The 16,144-nt window shown below is 67.5% G+C and carries 15 protein-coding genes; 10 read left to right on the forward strand and 5 right to left on the reverse strand.

From position 1 onward, the window contains the following. Positions 1 to 62: 62 nt before the first annotated feature. Positions 63 to 635, forward strand: a complete 573-nt coding sequence (locus WBN46_RS17060; protein ID WP_337732618.1) for a DUF3016 domain-containing protein — start codon at positions 63 to 65, stop codon at positions 633 to 635. A 53-nt stretch (positions 636 to 688) separates the two neighbouring features. Here the strand turns inward: WBN46_RS17060 and WBN46_RS17065 are convergent, their stop codons facing one another. Beyond that, positions 689 to 1,489 (reverse strand): hypothetical protein, encoded by an 801-nt coding sequence (locus WBN46_RS17065; protein WP_337732619.1) that lies wholly within the window; start codon positions 1,487 to 1,489, stop codon positions 689 to 691. Positions 1,490 to 1,589: 100 nt separating this feature from the next. Between WBN46_RS17065 and msrB the strand changes: the two genes are divergently transcribed. The 5 genes from msrB (at position 1,590) to WBN46_RS17090 (ending at position 4,832) form a co-directional block, all read left to right on the forward strand. After that, positions 1,590 to 2,057, forward strand: a complete 468-nt coding sequence (msrB, locus tag WBN46_RS17070) for a peptide-methionine (R)-S-oxide reductase MsrB (protein ID WP_337732620.1) — start codon at positions 1,590 to 1,592, stop codon at positions 2,055 to 2,057. Between the two features lie 89 nt (positions 2,058 to 2,146). Next, entirely contained in the window at positions 2,147 to 3,202 is a 1,056-nt protein-coding gene (locus WBN46_RS17075) for a CorA family divalent cation transporter (protein WP_337732621.1), read from the forward strand. Between the two features lie 166 nt (positions 3,203 to 3,368). After that, positions 3,369 to 4,142 carry a HipA family kinase gene (locus WBN46_RS17080; protein WP_337732622.1) on the forward strand — a complete coding sequence of 258 codons (774 nt, stop codon included), beginning with the start codon at positions 3,369 to 3,371 and terminating at the stop codon, positions 4,140 to 4,142. Beyond that, positions 4,129 to 4,536, forward strand: coding sequence for a DUF3037 domain-containing protein (locus tag WBN46_RS17085; protein ID WP_337732623.1), 408 nt, complete (start codon positions 4,129 to 4,131; stop codon positions 4,534 to 4,536). Before WBN46_RS17080 ends, WBN46_RS17085 begins: the two co-directional genes overlap by 14 nt. Then, positions 4,533 to 4,832: a DUF4031 domain-containing protein gene (locus tag WBN46_RS17090; protein ID WP_337732624.1), complete on the forward strand. Its 300-nt coding sequence runs from the start codon at positions 4,533 to 4,535 to the stop codon at positions 4,830 to 4,832. The genes WBN46_RS17085 and WBN46_RS17090 overlap by 4 nt, the downstream gene beginning before the upstream one ends. 82 nt (positions 4,833 to 4,914) lie before the next feature. Here the strand turns inward: WBN46_RS17090 and WBN46_RS17095 are convergent, their stop codons facing one another. Continuing rightward, positions 4,915 to 6,744, reverse strand: coding sequence for a M56 family metallopeptidase (locus WBN46_RS17095; RefSeq protein ID WP_337732625.1), 1,830 nt, complete (start codon positions 6,742 to 6,744; stop codon positions 4,915 to 4,917). Between the two features lies 1 nt (position 6,745). After that, positions 6,746 to 7,141 carry a BlaI/MecI/CopY family transcriptional regulator gene (locus tag WBN46_RS17100; RefSeq protein WP_337732626.1) on the reverse strand — a complete coding sequence of 132 codons (396 nt, stop codon included), beginning with the start codon at positions 7,139 to 7,141 and terminating at the stop codon, positions 6,746 to 6,748. A 163-nt stretch (positions 7,142 to 7,304) separates the two neighbouring features. On the opposite strand from WBN46_RS17100, the gene motA reads away from it, so the two are divergent. Continuing rightward, positions 7,305 to 8,159, forward strand: a complete 855-nt coding sequence (motA, locus tag WBN46_RS17105) for a flagellar motor stator protein MotA (RefSeq protein WP_337732627.1) — start codon at positions 7,305 to 7,307, stop codon at positions 8,157 to 8,159. A 9-nt stretch (positions 8,160 to 8,168) separates the two neighbouring features. Next, a complete protein-coding gene (gene motB / locus WBN46_RS17110) occupies positions 8,169 to 9,158 on the forward strand; it encodes a flagellar motor protein MotB (RefSeq protein WP_337732628.1) in 990 nt (329 codons plus the stop codon). A 61-nt stretch (positions 9,159 to 9,219) separates the two neighbouring features. Here the strand turns inward: motB and WBN46_RS17115 are convergent, their stop codons facing one another. Then, positions 9,220 to 9,654 carry a VOC family protein gene (locus WBN46_RS17115; RefSeq protein ID WP_337732629.1) on the reverse strand — a complete coding sequence of 145 codons (435 nt, stop codon included), beginning with the start codon at positions 9,652 to 9,654 and terminating at the stop codon, positions 9,220 to 9,222. Positions 9,655 to 9,850: 196 nt separating this feature from the next. Between WBN46_RS17115 and WBN46_RS17120 the strand changes: the two genes are divergently transcribed. Continuing rightward, a complete protein-coding gene (locus WBN46_RS17120) occupies positions 9,851 to 12,406 on the forward strand; it encodes a hypothetical protein (RefSeq protein ID WP_337732630.1) in 2,556 nt (851 codons plus the stop codon). A 74-nt stretch (positions 12,407 to 12,480) separates the two neighbouring features. Further along, positions 12,481 to 13,581 carry a cytochrome c peroxidase gene (locus WBN46_RS17125; protein WP_337732631.1) on the forward strand — a complete coding sequence of 367 codons (1,101 nt, stop codon included), beginning with the start codon at positions 12,481 to 12,483 and terminating at the stop codon, positions 13,579 to 13,581. 6 nt (positions 13,582 to 13,587) lie between these two features. Here WBN46_RS17125 and WBN46_RS17130 read toward each other — a convergent pair whose 3' ends face one another. Next, entirely contained in the window at positions 13,588 to 16,065 is a 2,478-nt protein-coding gene (locus WBN46_RS17130; RefSeq protein ID WP_337732632.1) for a mechanosensitive ion channel domain-containing protein, read from the reverse strand. Between the last annotated feature and the right edge of the window lie 79 nt (positions 16,066 to 16,144).

Genomic DNA, 16,144 nt, shown 5'->3' on the forward strand with positions numbered 1-16,144 from the left:
GACGTTGCCGCACCCCCGGGAGCAGGCGCACACTCGAATGTGACACCTACCGAGGAACGGCCATGAAGACGCCCGCCCTGTTGCTCATCGCCATCGTCGCACTGGCGACCGCCGTGCCCGGCATGGCACGCCAGAAGAACGTCACCGATCCCGGCATTCCGCGCAGCCTGCCAACCGAAGGCGGCGCTGTCAGCGTGAGCTGGACCGATCCCGCGCAGTTCAGCGAGATCAAGTACAGCGGCAGTCGCTGGGAATCGGAGCGCGGCACCTGGGTCACCGACCTGGCGAAGTATCTCCGTGACGAAGCCGGCCAGCAGCTCGCCCGCGGCCAGACCCTGGACGTCGTGATCACCGACATCGACCGTGCAGGCCGTTACGAGCCATCGGCGCGATCGGCCATGAACGACATCCGCATCGTCAAGGACATCTACCCGCCGCGCATCGCGCTGAGCTTCAGCGTGAAGGGGCCGGATGGCCAGGTCATCGCCGAAGGCGAGCGCAAGCTGGTCGACCACGGGTTCCTGATGGGTCCCAACCTCAACAACAACGACACCCTGCGCTACGAGAAGCGGCTGATCGACGACTGGCTGCGCAAGGAGTTCCGGAGCGGCCAGGCCGTCACTGCCACGCCCTGACCCCGCGTCATCGCATCCGGGCCCTGCGTCCAACCCTGCGGGGCCCGTGCGTTTCAGGCCTCCGGTTCGTGCGGATACACCGCCGCTACCGAACATTGCACACGCATGCCCATGCGCCCCGACCGTCGCGGATCGTCCGCGAACACGAAACCCGGATCCCCGGCGTCGAAGACGCTGCCACCCCCGCTGTCCTGGGCGATCACGCGATCACCGGGATTGCCGCAGATCAGGCCGATGCCCACGCCGGACCGGAAGACAATGGCCGGCGCCGAATCCAGGTCGGGACACGTCTGCGCCAGTTCCACGCGGTAGTAGCGATGGCCGCCGGAGCGGCGTGGCGAGAGTTCCACCAGCATGCCCTTGCTGTCCTCCGACCATGCACGCAGGTAGCGCGGATTGAAGCAGAAACTTGGCGAGCCCGCGAAACCCTTGCGCTGCGGTGCCCGCACCTGCACGGTCTCCAGCGTCTTCACGTCGTCGCCCGCGCTCCGGATGGACGCCTCGCGCGCCATCGCGGCGTAGGCACGCGCGTCGATCCGCTCCACCCCGGCCACGGCACAGACCGACGCACCGATGCGGACGAGCTCGCCGCCCGCACCGCAGACCCAGCCCTCGCGGGCGAGCAGCACGGCGCTCGCTTCGCCTGCACCCGGGCAATCTTCGCCCAGCGTGATGCGGAAGCGCTGGCCATCCTGTCCCTGCACCGCAAGCTGGCGGGACGAGGCCTGCCGCACTTCGGCCATCTGGCGCGCATCGAGGCAGCCGGGGGCGGGCGGCACTCGCTGCGCCAGTACCGGCGTCGCCGCCCCCAGGAGCAGCAGCGCCCACCCGGGCAATGAACAAGACAAGCGCATCCGTGCCTACCTCCCTGAAACCGATCCGGATGGTAACCCAGGGTTGCAGCATGACGATGGCGGCACCATATCGGGGCCATCTTCCCGCGGAGTTCCCATCATGACGATCTTCGACCTGACGCCCCCCACCGACGCGCAACGCGAGCGCCTGATAGCGGACCTGAGTGATGAAGAGCGCCGCGTGCTGCTGAACCATGGAACCGAGGCGCCGTTCTGCGGCGTGTTCCTCGACAACAAGCAGGACGGCGTCTACACCTGCCGGCTGTGCGGGCTGCCGCTGTTCCGCTCGAGCGCGAAGTTCGATTCCGGCACCGGCTGGCCGAGCTTCTTCCAGCCCGTGGACGAGGCGCATGTCGGCCGCATCCGCGACAGCAGCTACGGCATGGTCCGCACCGAGATCGTCTGCGCACGCTGCCACAGTCACCTGGGCCACGTGTTTCCCGATGGCCCGCCGCCGACCGGCGAGCGCCACTGCCTGAATTCGGCGTCGCTGGCATTCACGCCCATCGGCGACGCGTTGCCCGACCTGCTCCAGCGTGGCGGCGCGGAAGCGCAGCCCGCCGGATAGGCGCCCGTCGCCTGTCACAAGACCGGCACATGACGGCGGTAGCCTGACCGTCACCCAACCGTCTCCCGGCTGCCGCACGGGTGCAACACATGCCGCTGTCCGCCGCTCCCGAAGCGCCTGCATCGCCGTTTGCCGGATTGCCCGGCGCGCTCTGGCTCTATCGTTTCGATGCCGACGGCCAGGCACGGGTACTGGACGCGGCCAAGTGCGGGCTCGACACGCTGCATGCCCCTGCCGATGGCTGGCATTGGTTGCACCTGGACCTCAGCGATGCACGCAGCGCGCAGGTGGTCGCGATGCTGCCGATCCCCGACGACGCGCGCGCCGCGTTGCTGTCGCCCGATACCCACGTCAACCTGCAACTGGAAGACGATGCCGCGCACGGCGTATTCGTCGACTGGGTGCACCAGCGTGGCGTCGACCTCGCGGCCGAAGGCCAGCTGCGTGGCGATGACGGCATCGGTTGGCTGCACTTCGCCGCGACGCCCGGCCTGCTGGTCACCGCACGGCGGCAGGCACTGCGCTCGGTCGAGGCGGCGCGCCGCGGCATGGCGGGCGGCCTGCGCGCCGGCTCCACGGTGCGCTTGCTCGAAGTGATCGCCGACCATTTCGCCGACACGGTGGAGCGCAGCAGCGACAGCCTTTCCGTGCGACTGGACCGCATCGAGGACCGCGTGCTGGCCGACAGCATCGGCGAAGAACGCCGCGACCTGGCGCAGCTGCGCCACCAGACAGTCCGCCTGCACCGCCCGCTCACCGCCATGCGGCGCGTGCTCAAGCAGTTCGAGCAGCGCCATCCCGCCGATGCCGAGCACGAACTTCTGTCCTCCGTCTCGCGTCTCAACCAGCGCTTCGACGACCTCGATGGCGATGTGGGCACGCTGCAGGAACGCGCGCGCCTATTGCAGGACGAAGTAGCCGCGAAGCTGGCCGAACGCACCAACCGCCACCTGTACGTGCTCTCGATGATCACGGCGTTGCTGCTCCCGCCCAGCCTGGTGGCCGGCATCTTCGGCATGAACCTGCCCGGTCTTCCGTTCGCGCACGGCACGCATGGCCTTGCGTTCGCGCTGCTGCTCGGCGTGGCGTCCAGCGTGGCGGTCTATCTGATGTTGCGGCGCATGGGCGTGGCGCGTTCGACCTGAGCACGCATGGGAGGGGCTTCAACCCCGACACGGACGTCACAGGACACGATGAAGCGTGTCCTGTGCAATGTGCGGCACGCGGTGCACGGATGGACAGGGTTCCTCGGCGTCCGGGTTCCTGCGGTCGGGGCTGAAGCCCCTCCCACACGGGTATCCTAGCGGCCTGATGACGCTGCCCCTCCGTACCGCCACCCGCTATGTCACCCCGCTGCGCGAAGGCGGCTCGATGCCGGCCGTGGTCGAGGCCGACGACGACGGCCTCTATGTGCTCAAGTTCCGCGGTGCCGGCCAGGGACCCAAGGCGCTGGTCGCCGAACTGATCGCCGGCGGCCTGGCGAAAGCGCTGCAGTTGCCGATGCCGGACCTGGCGCTGATGGAACTGGATGCCGACCTGGCGCGCACCGAAGGCGACCCGGAGATACAGGACCTGATCAAGGCCAGCGCCGGGCTCAACCTGGCCATGGACTACCTGCCAGGCGCGGTGAACTTCGATCCCGTGGCCGAACAGCCGGATGCGGATCTTGCCTCGCGGATCGTCTGGTTCGATGCCTTCATCAGCAACGTCGACCGCACGGCACGCAACACCAACCTGTTGATGTGGCACCGGCGGCTGTACCTGATCGACCACGGGGCGTCGCTGTACTTCCACCACGGCTGGGACGGCGACGTGTCGGGCGCCGGCAAGCCCTTCCCGCTGATCCGCGACCACGTGCTGCTGCGCTGGGCCTCGCGCCTGGCGGACATCGATGCGGCCATGGCGGAGCGCCTGCCGGATGCCGTGATGGCGGGGATCGTCGCGGAGGTCCCCGACGCCTGGCTGCAGGGACCGGACAGCTTCGGCGATCCGCCGGCACAGCGCGCGGCCTACACCGACTACCTGATCCGACGTCTGGCACAGCGTGACGCGTTCGTGCAGGGGGCGATCCATGCGCGCGCATGACACCTACGACTATGCGGTGATCCGCGTGGTGCCGCGCGTGGAGCGCGAAGAGTTCGTCAACGTCGGCGTCATCCTGTCGTGCGAACGGGCGGGATTCCTGGAAGCGCGCATCGAACTGGACGAAGCCCGCCTGCAGGCCCTCGACCCCACGCTGGACATCGAATCGCTGCGCCGCCACCTGGACACCATTCCCGCCATCTGCCGCGGCGGCGAAGCGGCCGCGCCGATCGGGCTGCTGCCGGCGCGCGCGCGCTTCCACTGGCTCACGGCGAAACGGAGTTCGATCATCCAGACCTCATCGGTGCACATGGGCCGTTGCGGCGATCTTCCCGCAACGCTGGAGCATCTGATGGATCGCATGGTGCGGCCGCCGAAGGCGACCGCGCCGCGATGAGCGTCTACGTGGATGACGCCGTCACCCTGTGGCGCGGTCGTCGCTGGGCACACATGATGGCCGACACGCTGGAAGAGCTGCATGCGATGGCGGAACGTTTGGGGATGCCGCGCCGCGCCTTCCAGGACAAGCGCAGCGGGGCGCATTACGACCTGACCGAAGAACTGCGCGAAGAAGCATTGCGGCTCGGCGCCATTGCCATTTCCCGCCACCGCGACCGCGAACAGGTCCGCGCGATCATCCGTCTCGCGCGTTCGCAGTGGAGCGGCGCGGCGGAGGGAGAACGCTTCCTGTAGGAGGGGCTTCAGCCCCGACCGCACCTCTGCTGGAGCCCACCCCATGCAGGCGCCGGGCAAAAGCCCGGCGCCGCGATCTGCGTCAGAGCTGTTGCGCCTTCCCGCTGCGGATGGCGTCGTCCAGCAAGCGCTTCACTTCGCGCTGCATCTGTTCCGTCGCGGCCACCTGCCTGCGGCTCAGCGCTTCCTGCTGTCGTGCGAGGGGCTCCTGCTGGCGCGAAAGGACTTCCTGCTGGCGCGCCAGCGCTTCCTGCTGCTGGGCGAGCGCGTCCAGGCGGCGGTCGGTCTCCGCATCGCTGGCGCGACTGCCCTGCAGCGCGGCCGACGCGCGTTCGGTGGCGATGGCGGCCATCTTCCGGCCCAGTTCGCCCTGCTTTGCGCCCAGCTCTCCCTGCCGCTCGCCCAGTGCGCCCTGCTGTTCGCCAAGCTTGCCCTGCTGCGCGCCCAATGCCTCGACCGGCGCATGCGCGGCCTTCACCCGCTGCACGGTGGCGGCATCGCGCACGATGTACTGCTTGCCGTCCTCGCGCATCCACAGCACGGGCGCTTTGCCCTGCTGCAATGTCCTGGCGATGCGGATGTCGTCGCTGTGGCCGGCCATGGTCACTTCGTTGTCCTGGATGAGCACGTAGGCGTCGCCATCGCGTGCGCCGCCGATGCTCCACGTGCCACGCATCGGGGGCGGCGCGGGGGGAGTGGGCGCCGCCGGTGCGTGCACGCGGGGCGCCGCAGGGGGTGCCGGTGGTGCCGGCATGTCGCGCGCTGCCGCGACCACGACGGCACGCGGGGCTGCCTCCGGCGTGGGCACGGCGACAGGATCGGCCTGCGCCGCGATCACGGGTGCCGCGACGGGCGTCGCTGCCACCGGCACTGCGGCGGCCACCGGCGCGACCGGGGTGCTGCTGGCGATCACGCGATAAGGCACCACGCCCAGCAACACGATGCCGACGGTGACGGCCAGGGCGCTGGTGCGCAGGGGGGAAGCGGTGTGCTGCAGCATGAGCAGTCTCCTCTTGAGGATGCGGAATGTGGGGGAGGCGCCAGCCAACGCCGGCGAGGGAGCGGTGGAAACACCCAGCTTCACCAGCAGGCGCCCGTAATCGCGGGGAGCGTGGCGCTCGTCCGCGAGCACGGCGGCATCGCAGGCGACTTCACGCGCCAGGCTGTATTCGCGTGCCGCGAGGTGTGCGACGGGGTGGAAGAAGAACAGGTGCTGCGCCAGTGCCGGCATCCACGCCCACCACAGGTCGCGTCGCTGCAGGTGGGCCAGTTCGTGATGCAGCGACATGCGCAGGTCGTCTGCATTCATGCGTTGCAGAGCGGCAGCGGGCAACATCAGCACCGGCCGCCACGGCCGCGCGAGCTGCGGCGAGTCGATGTCGTCGCTGACCTGCAACATCGGCAAGACCGGGATGCCGAGATGACGGCCCAGCGCGTGGTACTCCTCGCGTACGTGGCGATCCCGGCACGGCCGCGCGCGCGCGATCTGGCGCCGCAGTTGCCACGCCTGGCGCATCGTGTTGGCCAGCATCACGGCTACGCCGGCCAGCCATGCCACCAGCAGCAGTACCCCGGCATCGAGGGAGGTCTCCTGCGTCGATGCCGTCGGCGACGTGACGGTCACCGCCGGTCCCGCCGCCGTGAAGGCAGTCGAGGCATCTCCCGCGGCCGCCATCGCCATCTGGGCTGCCACGGGCTCCGCCGGCAGCAAGGGCAGCGCAACGGGGGCATGCCACACCAGCCCCACCACCATCTGCGCAGCCACCAGCCACCACAGCCAGGCCCGTGTGCGCGCATCCAGGCGCGGCAGGTAGCGGCACAAGGCCCACACCAGGGCGGCAAGCAGCAGCGACTGCATGCCGACGTCGAGCAAGCGGGAAAGCAGGCTGTCCGCCCATGCGACAAGATCCATGTCAGCCCTCCTTCCGCCGGGACTGCAGGCTCGCGACCATCGCCTCCAGTTCCGCCAGTTCGTCGTCGCTCACCTCGGTGCGCTGGGACATCCACGCCACCAACGGCGACAGCGAGCCCTGCAGCGTCTTCTCGACGAAACTGCCGACCGCATGGCGCATCACTTCATTGGACTGCGCGACCGGCGCGTACCGGTACACGCCCTCCACCTGGCGGCGTCGCAGGTAGGCCTTGGCACGCAGGCGCTCCATCATCGTGAGCACCGTGGAGCGGGCCAGGCCGCGGGTCTCGCCGAACGCGGCCGCCACTTCGCCCACGCTAGCCTCGCCGTGGTCGGACAGGTATTGCAGCAGCGCCAGCTCCTGGTCGCCGATGGACTTGCGGGCCTTGCCGGGCATGGGATCGCCTTGTGACTACAGTTGTCGTCAACATGCCCGTGACGACAACTGTAGTCAACCCTGCCGAAGGTCATTCCCGTGCGCCGGCCGACAGGCGGTCGCGGCTCAAGAAACCGGTGGCCAGGCCGATCCTTGGACAACCCCACCGTGTGCGCGCCCCGCCATGCTCATCATCGTCGGCTTCATCATCGTCACCCTGAGCGTGATCGGTGGCTACCTCGGCTCGCACGGCAAGCTGGGCGCCCTGTGGCAGCCGTTCGAGCTGGTCATCATCGGCGGCGCGGCCCTGGGCGCCTTCATGGCCAGCAATCCGACCAAGGTGGTCAAGGGCACGATCGCGGCCACCCTGTCGGTGTTCAAGGGCGCGAAGTACAAGTCGGCCGACTACCTGGACGTGCTGACGCTGATCCACGAGATGCTCAACAAGGCGCGCCGCGACGGCTTCATGTCGCTGGAAGAGCACATCGAGAACCCGACCAACAGCCCACTGTTCCAGAAGTACCCGAAGATCCTCGCCGACCACCACCTGCTCGACTTCCTGACCGAATGCCTGCGCCTGATGGTGGGCAGCAACATCGAGCCGCACGAGCTGGAACCGCTGCTGGAGCTGGAGCTGGAAAAGCACCACCACGAGGCGATGGCGCCGGCGCACGCACTGCAGAAGATGTCCGACGGCCTGCCCGGTTTCGGCATCGTGGCGGCGGTGCTGGGCATCATCGTGACGATGGGTTCGATCGGCGGCGACATCGCCGCGGTCGGCGCGCATGTCGCGGCGGCACTGGTCGGCACCTTCCTCGGCATCCTGCTCGCCTACGGCTTCGTCTCGCCGCTCGCCGCCGCCATCGAGGCCCAGGTCGAGCAGGACAGCCGCATGTACGAATCGGTGAAGACCGCGCTGCTGGCGTGCCTGCGCGGCTACAACCCCGCCGTGGCACTGGAATTCGCCCGCAAGACGCTGCCATCCGACGTGCGCCCGCCGTTCGTCGAATTCGAAGCGCACCTCAAGGCCAACAAGTAAGCCACGGCGATGAGCGAGCAACGCCCCACCATCATCGTCCGCCGCATCAAGAAGGTCGCCGGTGGCGGCCATCACGGCGGCTCGTGGAAGGTCGCCTACGCGGACTTCGTGACTGCGATGATGGCGTTCTTCCTGGTGATGTGGTTGATGGGCGCCACCACCAACAAGGAGCGCGCGGCGATCTCGGAATACTTCCGGAACCCCAGCCCGCTGAGCGGCAAGAGCTTTTCGCCCGCGCCCGGCCCCGCCGGTCCCGGGGGGGCCAGCACGTCGATGATCAAGCTGGGCGGCACGATGGACCTGCCCAAGGGCGAGAACGACAACCCGTTCGCCAAGCCACCCGGCGATGCGCAGCAGGCGGCCGAGGAGCAGCAGAAGGCGCAGGAAAAGCAGCGCCTGGAAACCCTGATGCAGGCGCTGGAGGAAGCGATCGGCAAGAGCCAGGCACTGGAACCGTTCAAGGACCAGTTGCTGCTGGATCTGACGCCCGAAGGCCTGCGCATCCAGATCGTCGACCAGCAGAACCGGCCGATGTTCGACCTCGGCGGCACGGTGCTGAAGTCCTACACGCAGACGATCCTGGCCGAGCTGGCCGGCTTCATCAACCAGGTGCCGAACCACGTCAGCATCACCGGGCACACCGATACCACGCAGTACACGTCCAATCGCGGTTACACCAACTGGGAGCTCAGCGCCGAGCGTGCCAATGCCGCGCGGCGCGCGCTGGTGGCCGGCGGCATGCACGAGGACAAGGTGTCGCGCGTGGTCGGGCTGTCGTCGTCCGTGCTGTTCGACAAGCAGAACCCGCAGAACCCGATCAACCGCCGCATCAGCATCGTGGTGATGACGAAGGCGGCGGAGCAGGCAATGCAGGGCGAAGGCGGAATGCTGACACCCGGCGCGCCGCTGCCGGACGCGGATACCGCGATGCCGGAACGCACGGCCAGCATCACGCCTCCACCCGCACCACAGGTCGCCGTCGCGTCCGCACGCCCCTGACACGCATGCGTGATCCCGGCAGGGACGGCTCGCATCTGCCCGCCCACCATGATTGCGGCGGTCATGCGTCTCCTTCCCGTACGATTGCCGGGCCTTTCAGTTCCAGCGTGTTGCCGTCGGGATCGTTGAAATAGAGCGACGGTCCCTCGCCTTCCGCGCCGAAGTTGGTGTCCGCCGGCCCGGCGGGCGTGATGCCGAAGCGCGCGAGGTGCTCGACCAGTGCGGCCTCGTCGAACGGCTCGATGCGCAGGCAGAGATGATCGACGTTGCGCCCCTCGCGGCCAGCCGGCGCGCCGCCGCGCGCACCCAGCTTCCCGTCCACGCTCACCAGATCGATCATCGATGCACCCGCGCGCAGGTGCACCAGCCCCAGGTGTCCACGTTGCCGTTCCACGCCGCAACCCAGGACGTCGCGGTAGAACGCGATGCTGCGCGCGAGGTCGCTCACGCGCAGGACAAGATGATCGATTCGCTGGACATCGAAGGGACGCGGCATCGTCGGACTCCCGGGTAGTTGCAGACGCGACGATCCGCGCGCCGGGATTTCGACACGCGGTGCGGCATCGTGGCGTTGACGCAGCTGAACGGAGCGCGCACAATCCGCGCCGATCAGCCAGCACCGAGTTGCTTCGTCGAAGTTCTCACCGCCAGCGGAATGCGCCCTTCGGGCCCCCACCCGCTCCGAGAACTCGATGAAACCTTTGACCCTGGCGATCCTGTCGGCGTTGTCCGCCGGCGCGCACGCGGCCGAGACCGCACCTTCCGATACTCCCGCTCCCGCTCCCGCCGCCGCACCGCTGGCGACCACGCCGGAGTACCTCAAGCCCACCACCCTGGACACGCTGAAAGTCGTGGGCCAGCGCCTGTTCCCGTACCAGGAAGGCATGGTGCTCAACGAGCGCTACATCGACGAGCAGGCCAAGGGCAACGGCGACATCGGCACGTTGCTGCGGATCAATCCGAATGTGCAGTTCGACGATACGGCGATGACGTCCCGCAACATGGGCGAGATCCGACCTGCCGACATCAGCATCAACGGCGGTTTGTACTACCAGAATGCGTTCCAGCTGGACGGCGCCAACTTCACCAACGACTTGGACCCGGCCAGCAACAATCCCAACCACTTTGCCGATCCACCCAGCCATACCCAGGGCCTGGCCGTGGACGCCAGCCTGATCGGCAGCCTTACCGTGTACGACAGCAACGTACCTGCGAGCTTCGGCGGCTTCAATGGCGGGGTGATCGTGGCCGAGAGCCGCAAAGCGGATGATGAGTTCGGCGGCAAAGTGACCTACCGCATGACGCGTTCTGCATGGAACAAAGCGTACGTCCGCGACGACTACCAGCAGACGTTCGAAGACTCTGCCACGGCAGCCAACCAGCCCCAATACGACAAATACCAGCTGGGCCTGATGTTGGAGGGCAGGACGCAATCCGGCATCGGCCTGATCGGTAACATCAGCCGCACGCGATCGGTGATTCCCTTGCGCGGCCAAACCGGCGGCGTGCCGTCCGAGCACGATGACGCCATCAAGGATCAGGAACGCGAGAACACCAGCATCAGCCTGCGTGCCGATTGGCACAACGGCGGCGGACTGGCCTTGGAAGGAAACTTCACCTATGCCCCCACGCGCGAGCGCTACTTCATCCAGAATGCGAAGGATTCCTGGTTCGACCTGGAACAGGGTGGCCCACTGATCAGCCTGCGCGCAACGCTCGACCGCGGCGCCTGGACGCTGAAGAACACCCTGAGTTACAGCGACCTCGATGATTCGCGCGTCAGCGACGGCGACTACTGGTTCAGTTGGCGCTGGTCCGAAGACAAGAACTGGGGCACCAGCACCACGGGCCTGAGTACCGAAGGCAACTGGGGCAACGTCGAGCAGACCAATCGCAGCATGGGCTACAAGCTTGAAGTGGACCGTGATCCCTTTGCCTTCGGCAGGATGGAGCATCGCCTTCAGTTCGGCATGGAGGCCTCCGACCGCAAGGCAACATACCAGCGCCTTCGCGACTTCACCTCCTACATTACGCCAGCCGCCACCACCACCTGCGTAGATGCCACCGGTGCGACCGACAGCGTTGCCTGCTCGCTGTCACCCGTACCCTTCTACAGTGGCCGCGGCCAGTATCTGACGCGCAAGACCACCTATCTGGCAGGCTATTTCGAGGCCAAGTCCACCGATTGGGCAGCCTTCCTGCACGACGATATCCGCATGGGCAACTGGAGCTTCCGCCCCGGCGTACGCGTGGATGGCAGCAGCATGGTCGCTGACACCACCGTCGCGCCGCGATTCGCGATGTCTTGGGACATCCTTGGCGACCGGAAGTCCCTGCTTACCGCAGGCGCCAACCGCTACTACGGTCGCAACCTGTTCGCATACAAGCTGCGCGACGGACGCGATGGCCTGACACTGGTGCAGACCCGGACCGGCACGGGTGCCAATCGCCTGATCTGGGGCACGCCCGTGCAGACGCTGAACGCGACGCGCTACGCGGAGATCGACACGCCCTACAGCGACGAACTCTCTCTGGGCTTCAATCAGGTACTTGGCAACTACGATGTCAACGCCAAGTACGTCAATCGACAGTACGAAGACGAAGTCATGCGGGTCTACCTGCCCAGCGACGACACCACTGGAAATTACGCCGCGCGCGTCTACGAGTACCAGAACGTCGGTCGCGCGCGCAGCGACACTTACACGCTCAGCATCGGCACGCGCTCGCCCTGGTCGTGGGCAGGGAGTACCACGATGGCGCAGTTCGCCTTGGACCGTACCGACACCCGCAGGTCCTACACCGGGGCGTACCAGGACTATTCGACGACCTTCGACAGCCAGGCGTACAACGCCCTGGTCCGGTACGCTGGCGACACCATGCGTCGCTACGAGCTTCCCGCAGACAGCTACAATCGTCCGTGGACGGTGCGTCTCGCCACCCAGACCCGGCTACCCGCATGGGGCTTGCTGTGGAGCAACTTCCTGCGTTATCGCGCGGCCTACCAGAAGCCGACGAAGGTCTCGGAAGAAGCATATGGCGACGGCTGGATCGACGTATACGAGGACGTCAGCTATTCGAAGAGCTTCGTCTTGGACACGATGCTGGAGTACAGCCTCGACCTGTCCGGTGGACAAGATGCCTACGCGCGGGTCGAGGTGCACAACGTGTTCAACCGTGAAAACCGGATTGACGGGGAAGACTACGATCCAGGGCGCACGTTCTGGCTGGAGCTGGGCTACAGGTTCTAGCCGTGCAGACGACACGCCCTGGCATTGCTCTTCTTTTGTTCCTGCCCTTGCCCGTCATGTGGCTGTGCGTAGGGATGGCGCAGACCCGTATCGAGCCCTCCGCGGCTCCACCACAACAAAGCCTCGCCGAATGCCGCCAGCGCATCGCCATCAGCGCACCCCGCATCGACGCCGATTGTCTGCGCCGCATCTACGCACTGCCGATCAACGAATGGCCTGCCCCCACGGTCGACGCAGGCGCGTCGTGGCAGGAGCTCGCGCCGCTGCCTGACGTGCCGCCGGCGCCTGCGGACAACCCGCAGACGCCGGACAAGATCGCGCTGGGCAAGCGGCTGTTCGAAGACCCGCGCCTCTCGCGCAGCGGACAGATCGCGTGCGCGAGTTGCCACGACCGGCAACTGGGCTGGGGCGATGGACGCAGCGTGTCGTTCGGGCACGATCGGCAGGCGGGCAAACGCAACGCGATGAACGTGTCGATGGCCGCCTTCTCCACCCCGCTGTTCTGGGATGGTCGCGCCGCAACGCTGGAGGCGCAGGCACTGCATCCGATCCAGGATTCCGCGGAGATGGCCTTCGCCCCCCGCGAACTGGAGAAGCGTCTCAACCGGGAAACCGACTACCCCGCTGCGTTCGCGCGCGCGTTCGGCGAAAGGAAGGTCACCATGCCCCGGGTGGCGCAGGCGCTGGCGAGCTACCAGCGCAGCCTGGTGCCCCGCTTCAACCGCTTCGACCGCTTCCTGGAAGGTCGGCGTGATGTACTGACGGACCAGCAGCTGTGGGGACTGCATCTGTTCCGCACGCAGGCCCGCTGCATGAACTGCCACAGTGGCCCTGCACTGACGGACAACCGTTTCCATAATCTCGGACTGCACTTCCGTGGTCGTCCGAAAGAGGACCTGGGGCGCTACCGGGTGACCGGTGATCCCGCCGACAGCGGCAAGTTCCGCACACCGACTTTGCGTGGCGTGGGTAAGACGGGCCCCTACATGCACAGCGGCGGCTTCATGGAGTTGCGCGGCGTGGTGAACATGTACAACGTCGGCATGCCACGGCCCGCGCGCAAGCCGGACCAGCAGGACGACCCGTTGTTCCCGCAGACCGATCCCCTGCTCAAGCCTCTGGACCTGCACAAGACCGAACTCGAGGCGATCACCGAGTTCCTGCAAACGCTCTGACGACACTCAGCGCGCGTCGTGATCGCCCTGTTCCGGGCCGCGCCCGGGACGCCCCAGCGACTGCAGCACGTCATCCGCCACCGTGCGCAGGTGCAGGTCCTGCTGCGGGAAGGGGATCTCGATACCCGCCGCTTCCAGCGCGGCGTGCAGGCGCGTCATCAACTCGCTGCGGAGGGTCGACCAGTTGTCGAAGTCGTGTGTCCATGCCCGGATCGCGAAGTCCAGCGAACTGGTACCGAACCCGGTGAACAGCACGGCGGGTGCGGGATCGTCCGCGATGCCCTGCGTCGCGCGCGTGGTTTCCTGCAACAGCTGCACCACCTGCGTGACATCCGTTCCGTAGGCGACGCCCAGGTCGATGTCGATGCGCCGGGTGGGGTCGTTCAATGTCCAGTTGGTCAGCTTGTCGGACAACAGCATGCCGTTGGGAACCACCACGTCGGCGCCATCGAAGGTGCGCACCGTGGTCGCGCGCATGCCGATGTTGCGCACGCGGCCCGCCGTGCCGCTGATGTCCACCACGTCGCCCGGCTGTACCGGGCGCTCGAACATGAGGATCAGGCCGGAGACGAAGTTCTTCACCACGTCCTGCAGGCCCAGTCCGATGCCCACGCCGAGCGCACCGAACAGGAACGCCAGCTGGCCCATCTTGAAACCGGCCGCCGAGAGCGCCGCCAGCAGGCCGAGCAGCAGCAGCGCGTAGTAGCTCAGCGAAGCCACGCTGTTGTCCACGCCGCGTGGCAACGACATGCGCGGCAGCACTTCTTCCCGCAGCAGGGCGCGCAGCGTTCTCGCGGTCCAGACCGCCAGCACCACGCCGATGCAGAACACCAGTATGTGGCCGAGGCTGATCGACAGCTCGCCGTACTCGAACCGGTGCGTCACGATCGTCTTCGTCAGGTCGTATACCGGCCGGAAGATGCGGAAGCGGTTCATCGTGTAGATGATCCAGCCGATCACCGCCGCCACGCGCGCCCACCGTGCCAGCGATTCCAGCACGTTGCCGCCATGCCGGCGCATCAGCCACAGCCGCCTGACCTCGCGGCGCGTACCCAGCCGGCGCAGCAACGTCTCGAACACCGTGACCGCCGCGTACAGCACCAGGGCGAAGTAGCCGCTCTCGATGATGCCCGAGGCCAGCATTTCCGCCAGCGACACATTGCCCAGCACGTTGGCCCCGATCGAGACGACCAGCACCACCACGCCAACCCAGGCCAGCGCATGCACCAGCCGACCCGCCCGTCCCGCCACCCCCGCGAACTGCTGCCCGCGGGAACGCCATAGCAGCCACCCCGTCGCCAGCAGCGCCAACGCCGCCAGCCCCAGGTAGTACATGCGGTAGAGATAGTCGCTGGCCATCAGCAGTACGGACAGCCGCTGCAACAGATAGAACCCGGTGGCCAGGTACGGCCACGGGCCGAGCAGGCGCCGTCCCTGCTGCGGCATCAGGCGCAGCACCGGCACCAGGGCGACGAGCATGGCGATCTGGTGCAGGAACAGCGGCGCGTTTGGCTCCAGCAGCAGCGTGCCGATCATCGAGAGCAGCAGCCAGGTGGAGAACGGCCGGCGGATCACGCGCGACTCGGCATCGGTCGCCAGGACCGACGTCGGGTCCACGCCCTCGCGACGATGGCGCCACGCCACCCACAGCAGCACGACCAGCAGCAGCACCTGCAGGATGTGCAGCAGCCGCTGGTTGCCCACGTCCGCCGCCGCGTACTGGGCGACGAAGCTGTTTTCCGACTGGATGTCGCGGCCGAGCTTGTCCGTCACGTCCTGGCGCAGCGTCGTGGTGCCTTGCACGCGCCACAGTGGCGGCGCATCGAGCCGCAACAGCCGACGGTCCGCATACGCGATGGCTTCTTCGACCGACCTCTGGCCGGACTGGATGCGCGCAGCCAGCAGGTTGGCGCGACGACCCAATCCGATCTGCTCGGCGAGCGGCGAAGAAAGCGACTGCTCGGCCTGCTGCAGGCGATCGGCGACGGCGTCGACGCGCATACGCAGGGCCTCCGGCGTGCTCCCGGGCGCCATCGCCTCGCGCGTGAGGTCCCAGTCCGCGCGCCGCAGCGCAAGCTCCGAGGCGTCCTGCGCATAGGGCCCCACCAGCGCCTGCATGTCGGCACGCCAGCGCGCGTATTGCCGCGCATCGAACTTCCAGTGCCGCTCCATGCTTTCCAGTCGCAGCACCGGCAGCGTGCGCAACTCGCCATAACGGAACAGGCGGGTCTTCTGGTCCACGGACTGCTCGATCGCGGCCAGCCGCGGCACCAACCGGCCCAGCGGATCCACGTTGGCTGCGCGCAGCGTCACTTCTTCTGCGTAACGTTCGTCCGCATCGGCGCGCCCCGGAATGTCGGCCAGTGCGATGGCCTCCGGCGCCTTGGGCTTGGCGGGGGACAGCAGGATGGTCGCATCCTGCGCAGCCACGAACGCCGGCAGCAGGCAGCACAGGCAAGCCAGCAACAGGCGCATCACGGGCATGATCGCTCCAGGCAACATGGCGCTCGCTTCAAGGTGGAGCCGGCCCCGATGGCCGGCGACGACGGCCGCAGTCTAACCC

Origin of the sequence: Pseudoxanthomonas sp. CCNWLW251, from assembly GCF_037402255.1 — a bacterium.
Lineage (GTDB): Bacteria > Pseudomonadota > Gammaproteobacteria > Xanthomonadales > Xanthomonadaceae > Pseudoxanthomonas_A.

Bases quoted from the DNA above. Each gene is read 5' to 3' on its own strand.
- WBN46_RS17060 (WP_337732618.1), top strand. From the start codon at position 63: ATGAAGACGCCCGCCCTGTTGCTCATCGCCATCGTCGCACTGGCGACC.
- WBN46_RS17065 (WP_337732619.1), bottom strand. From the start codon at position 1,489: ATGCGCTTGTCTTGTTCATTGCCCGGGTGGGCGCTGCTGCTCCTGGGG.
- msrB (WP_337732620.1), top strand. From the start codon at position 1,590: ATGACGATCTTCGACCTGACGCCCCCCACCGACGCGCAACGCGAGCGC.
- WBN46_RS17075 (WP_337732621.1), top strand. From the start codon at position 2,147: ATGCCGCTGTCCGCCGCTCCCGAAGCGCCTGCATCGCCGTTTGCCGGA.
- WBN46_RS17080 (WP_337732622.1), top strand. From the start codon at position 3,369: ATGACGCTGCCCCTCCGTACCGCCACCCGCTATGTCACCCCGCTGCGC.
- WBN46_RS17085 (WP_337732623.1), top strand. From the start codon at position 4,129: ATGCGCGCGCATGACACCTACGACTATGCGGTGATCCGCGTGGTGCCG.
- WBN46_RS17090 (WP_337732624.1), top strand. From the start codon at position 4,533: ATGAGCGTCTACGTGGATGACGCCGTCACCCTGTGGCGCGGTCGTCGC.
- WBN46_RS17095 (WP_337732625.1), bottom strand. From the start codon at position 6,744: ATGGATCTTGTCGCATGGGCGGACAGCCTGCTTTCCCGCTTGCTCGAC.
- WBN46_RS17100 (WP_337732626.1), bottom strand. From the start codon at position 7,141: ATGCCCGGCAAGGCCCGCAAGTCCATCGGCGACCAGGAGCTGGCGCTG.
- motA (WP_337732627.1), top strand. From the start codon at position 7,305: ATGCTCATCATCGTCGGCTTCATCATCGTCACCCTGAGCGTGATCGGT.
- motB (WP_337732628.1), top strand. From the start codon at position 8,169: ATGAGCGAGCAACGCCCCACCATCATCGTCCGCCGCATCAAGAAGGTC.
- WBN46_RS17115 (WP_337732629.1), bottom strand. From the start codon at position 9,654: ATGCCGCGTCCCTTCGATGTCCAGCGAATCGATCATCTTGTCCTGCGC.
- WBN46_RS17120 (WP_337732630.1), top strand. From the start codon at position 9,851: ATGAAACCTTTGACCCTGGCGATCCTGTCGGCGTTGTCCGCCGGCGCG.
- WBN46_RS17125 (WP_337732631.1), top strand. From the start codon at position 12,481: ATGGCGCAGACCCGTATCGAGCCCTCCGCGGCTCCACCACAACAAAGC.
- WBN46_RS17130 (WP_337732632.1), bottom strand. From the start codon at position 16,065: ATGCCCGTGATGCGCCTGTTGCTGGCTTGCCTGTGCTGCCTGCTGCCG.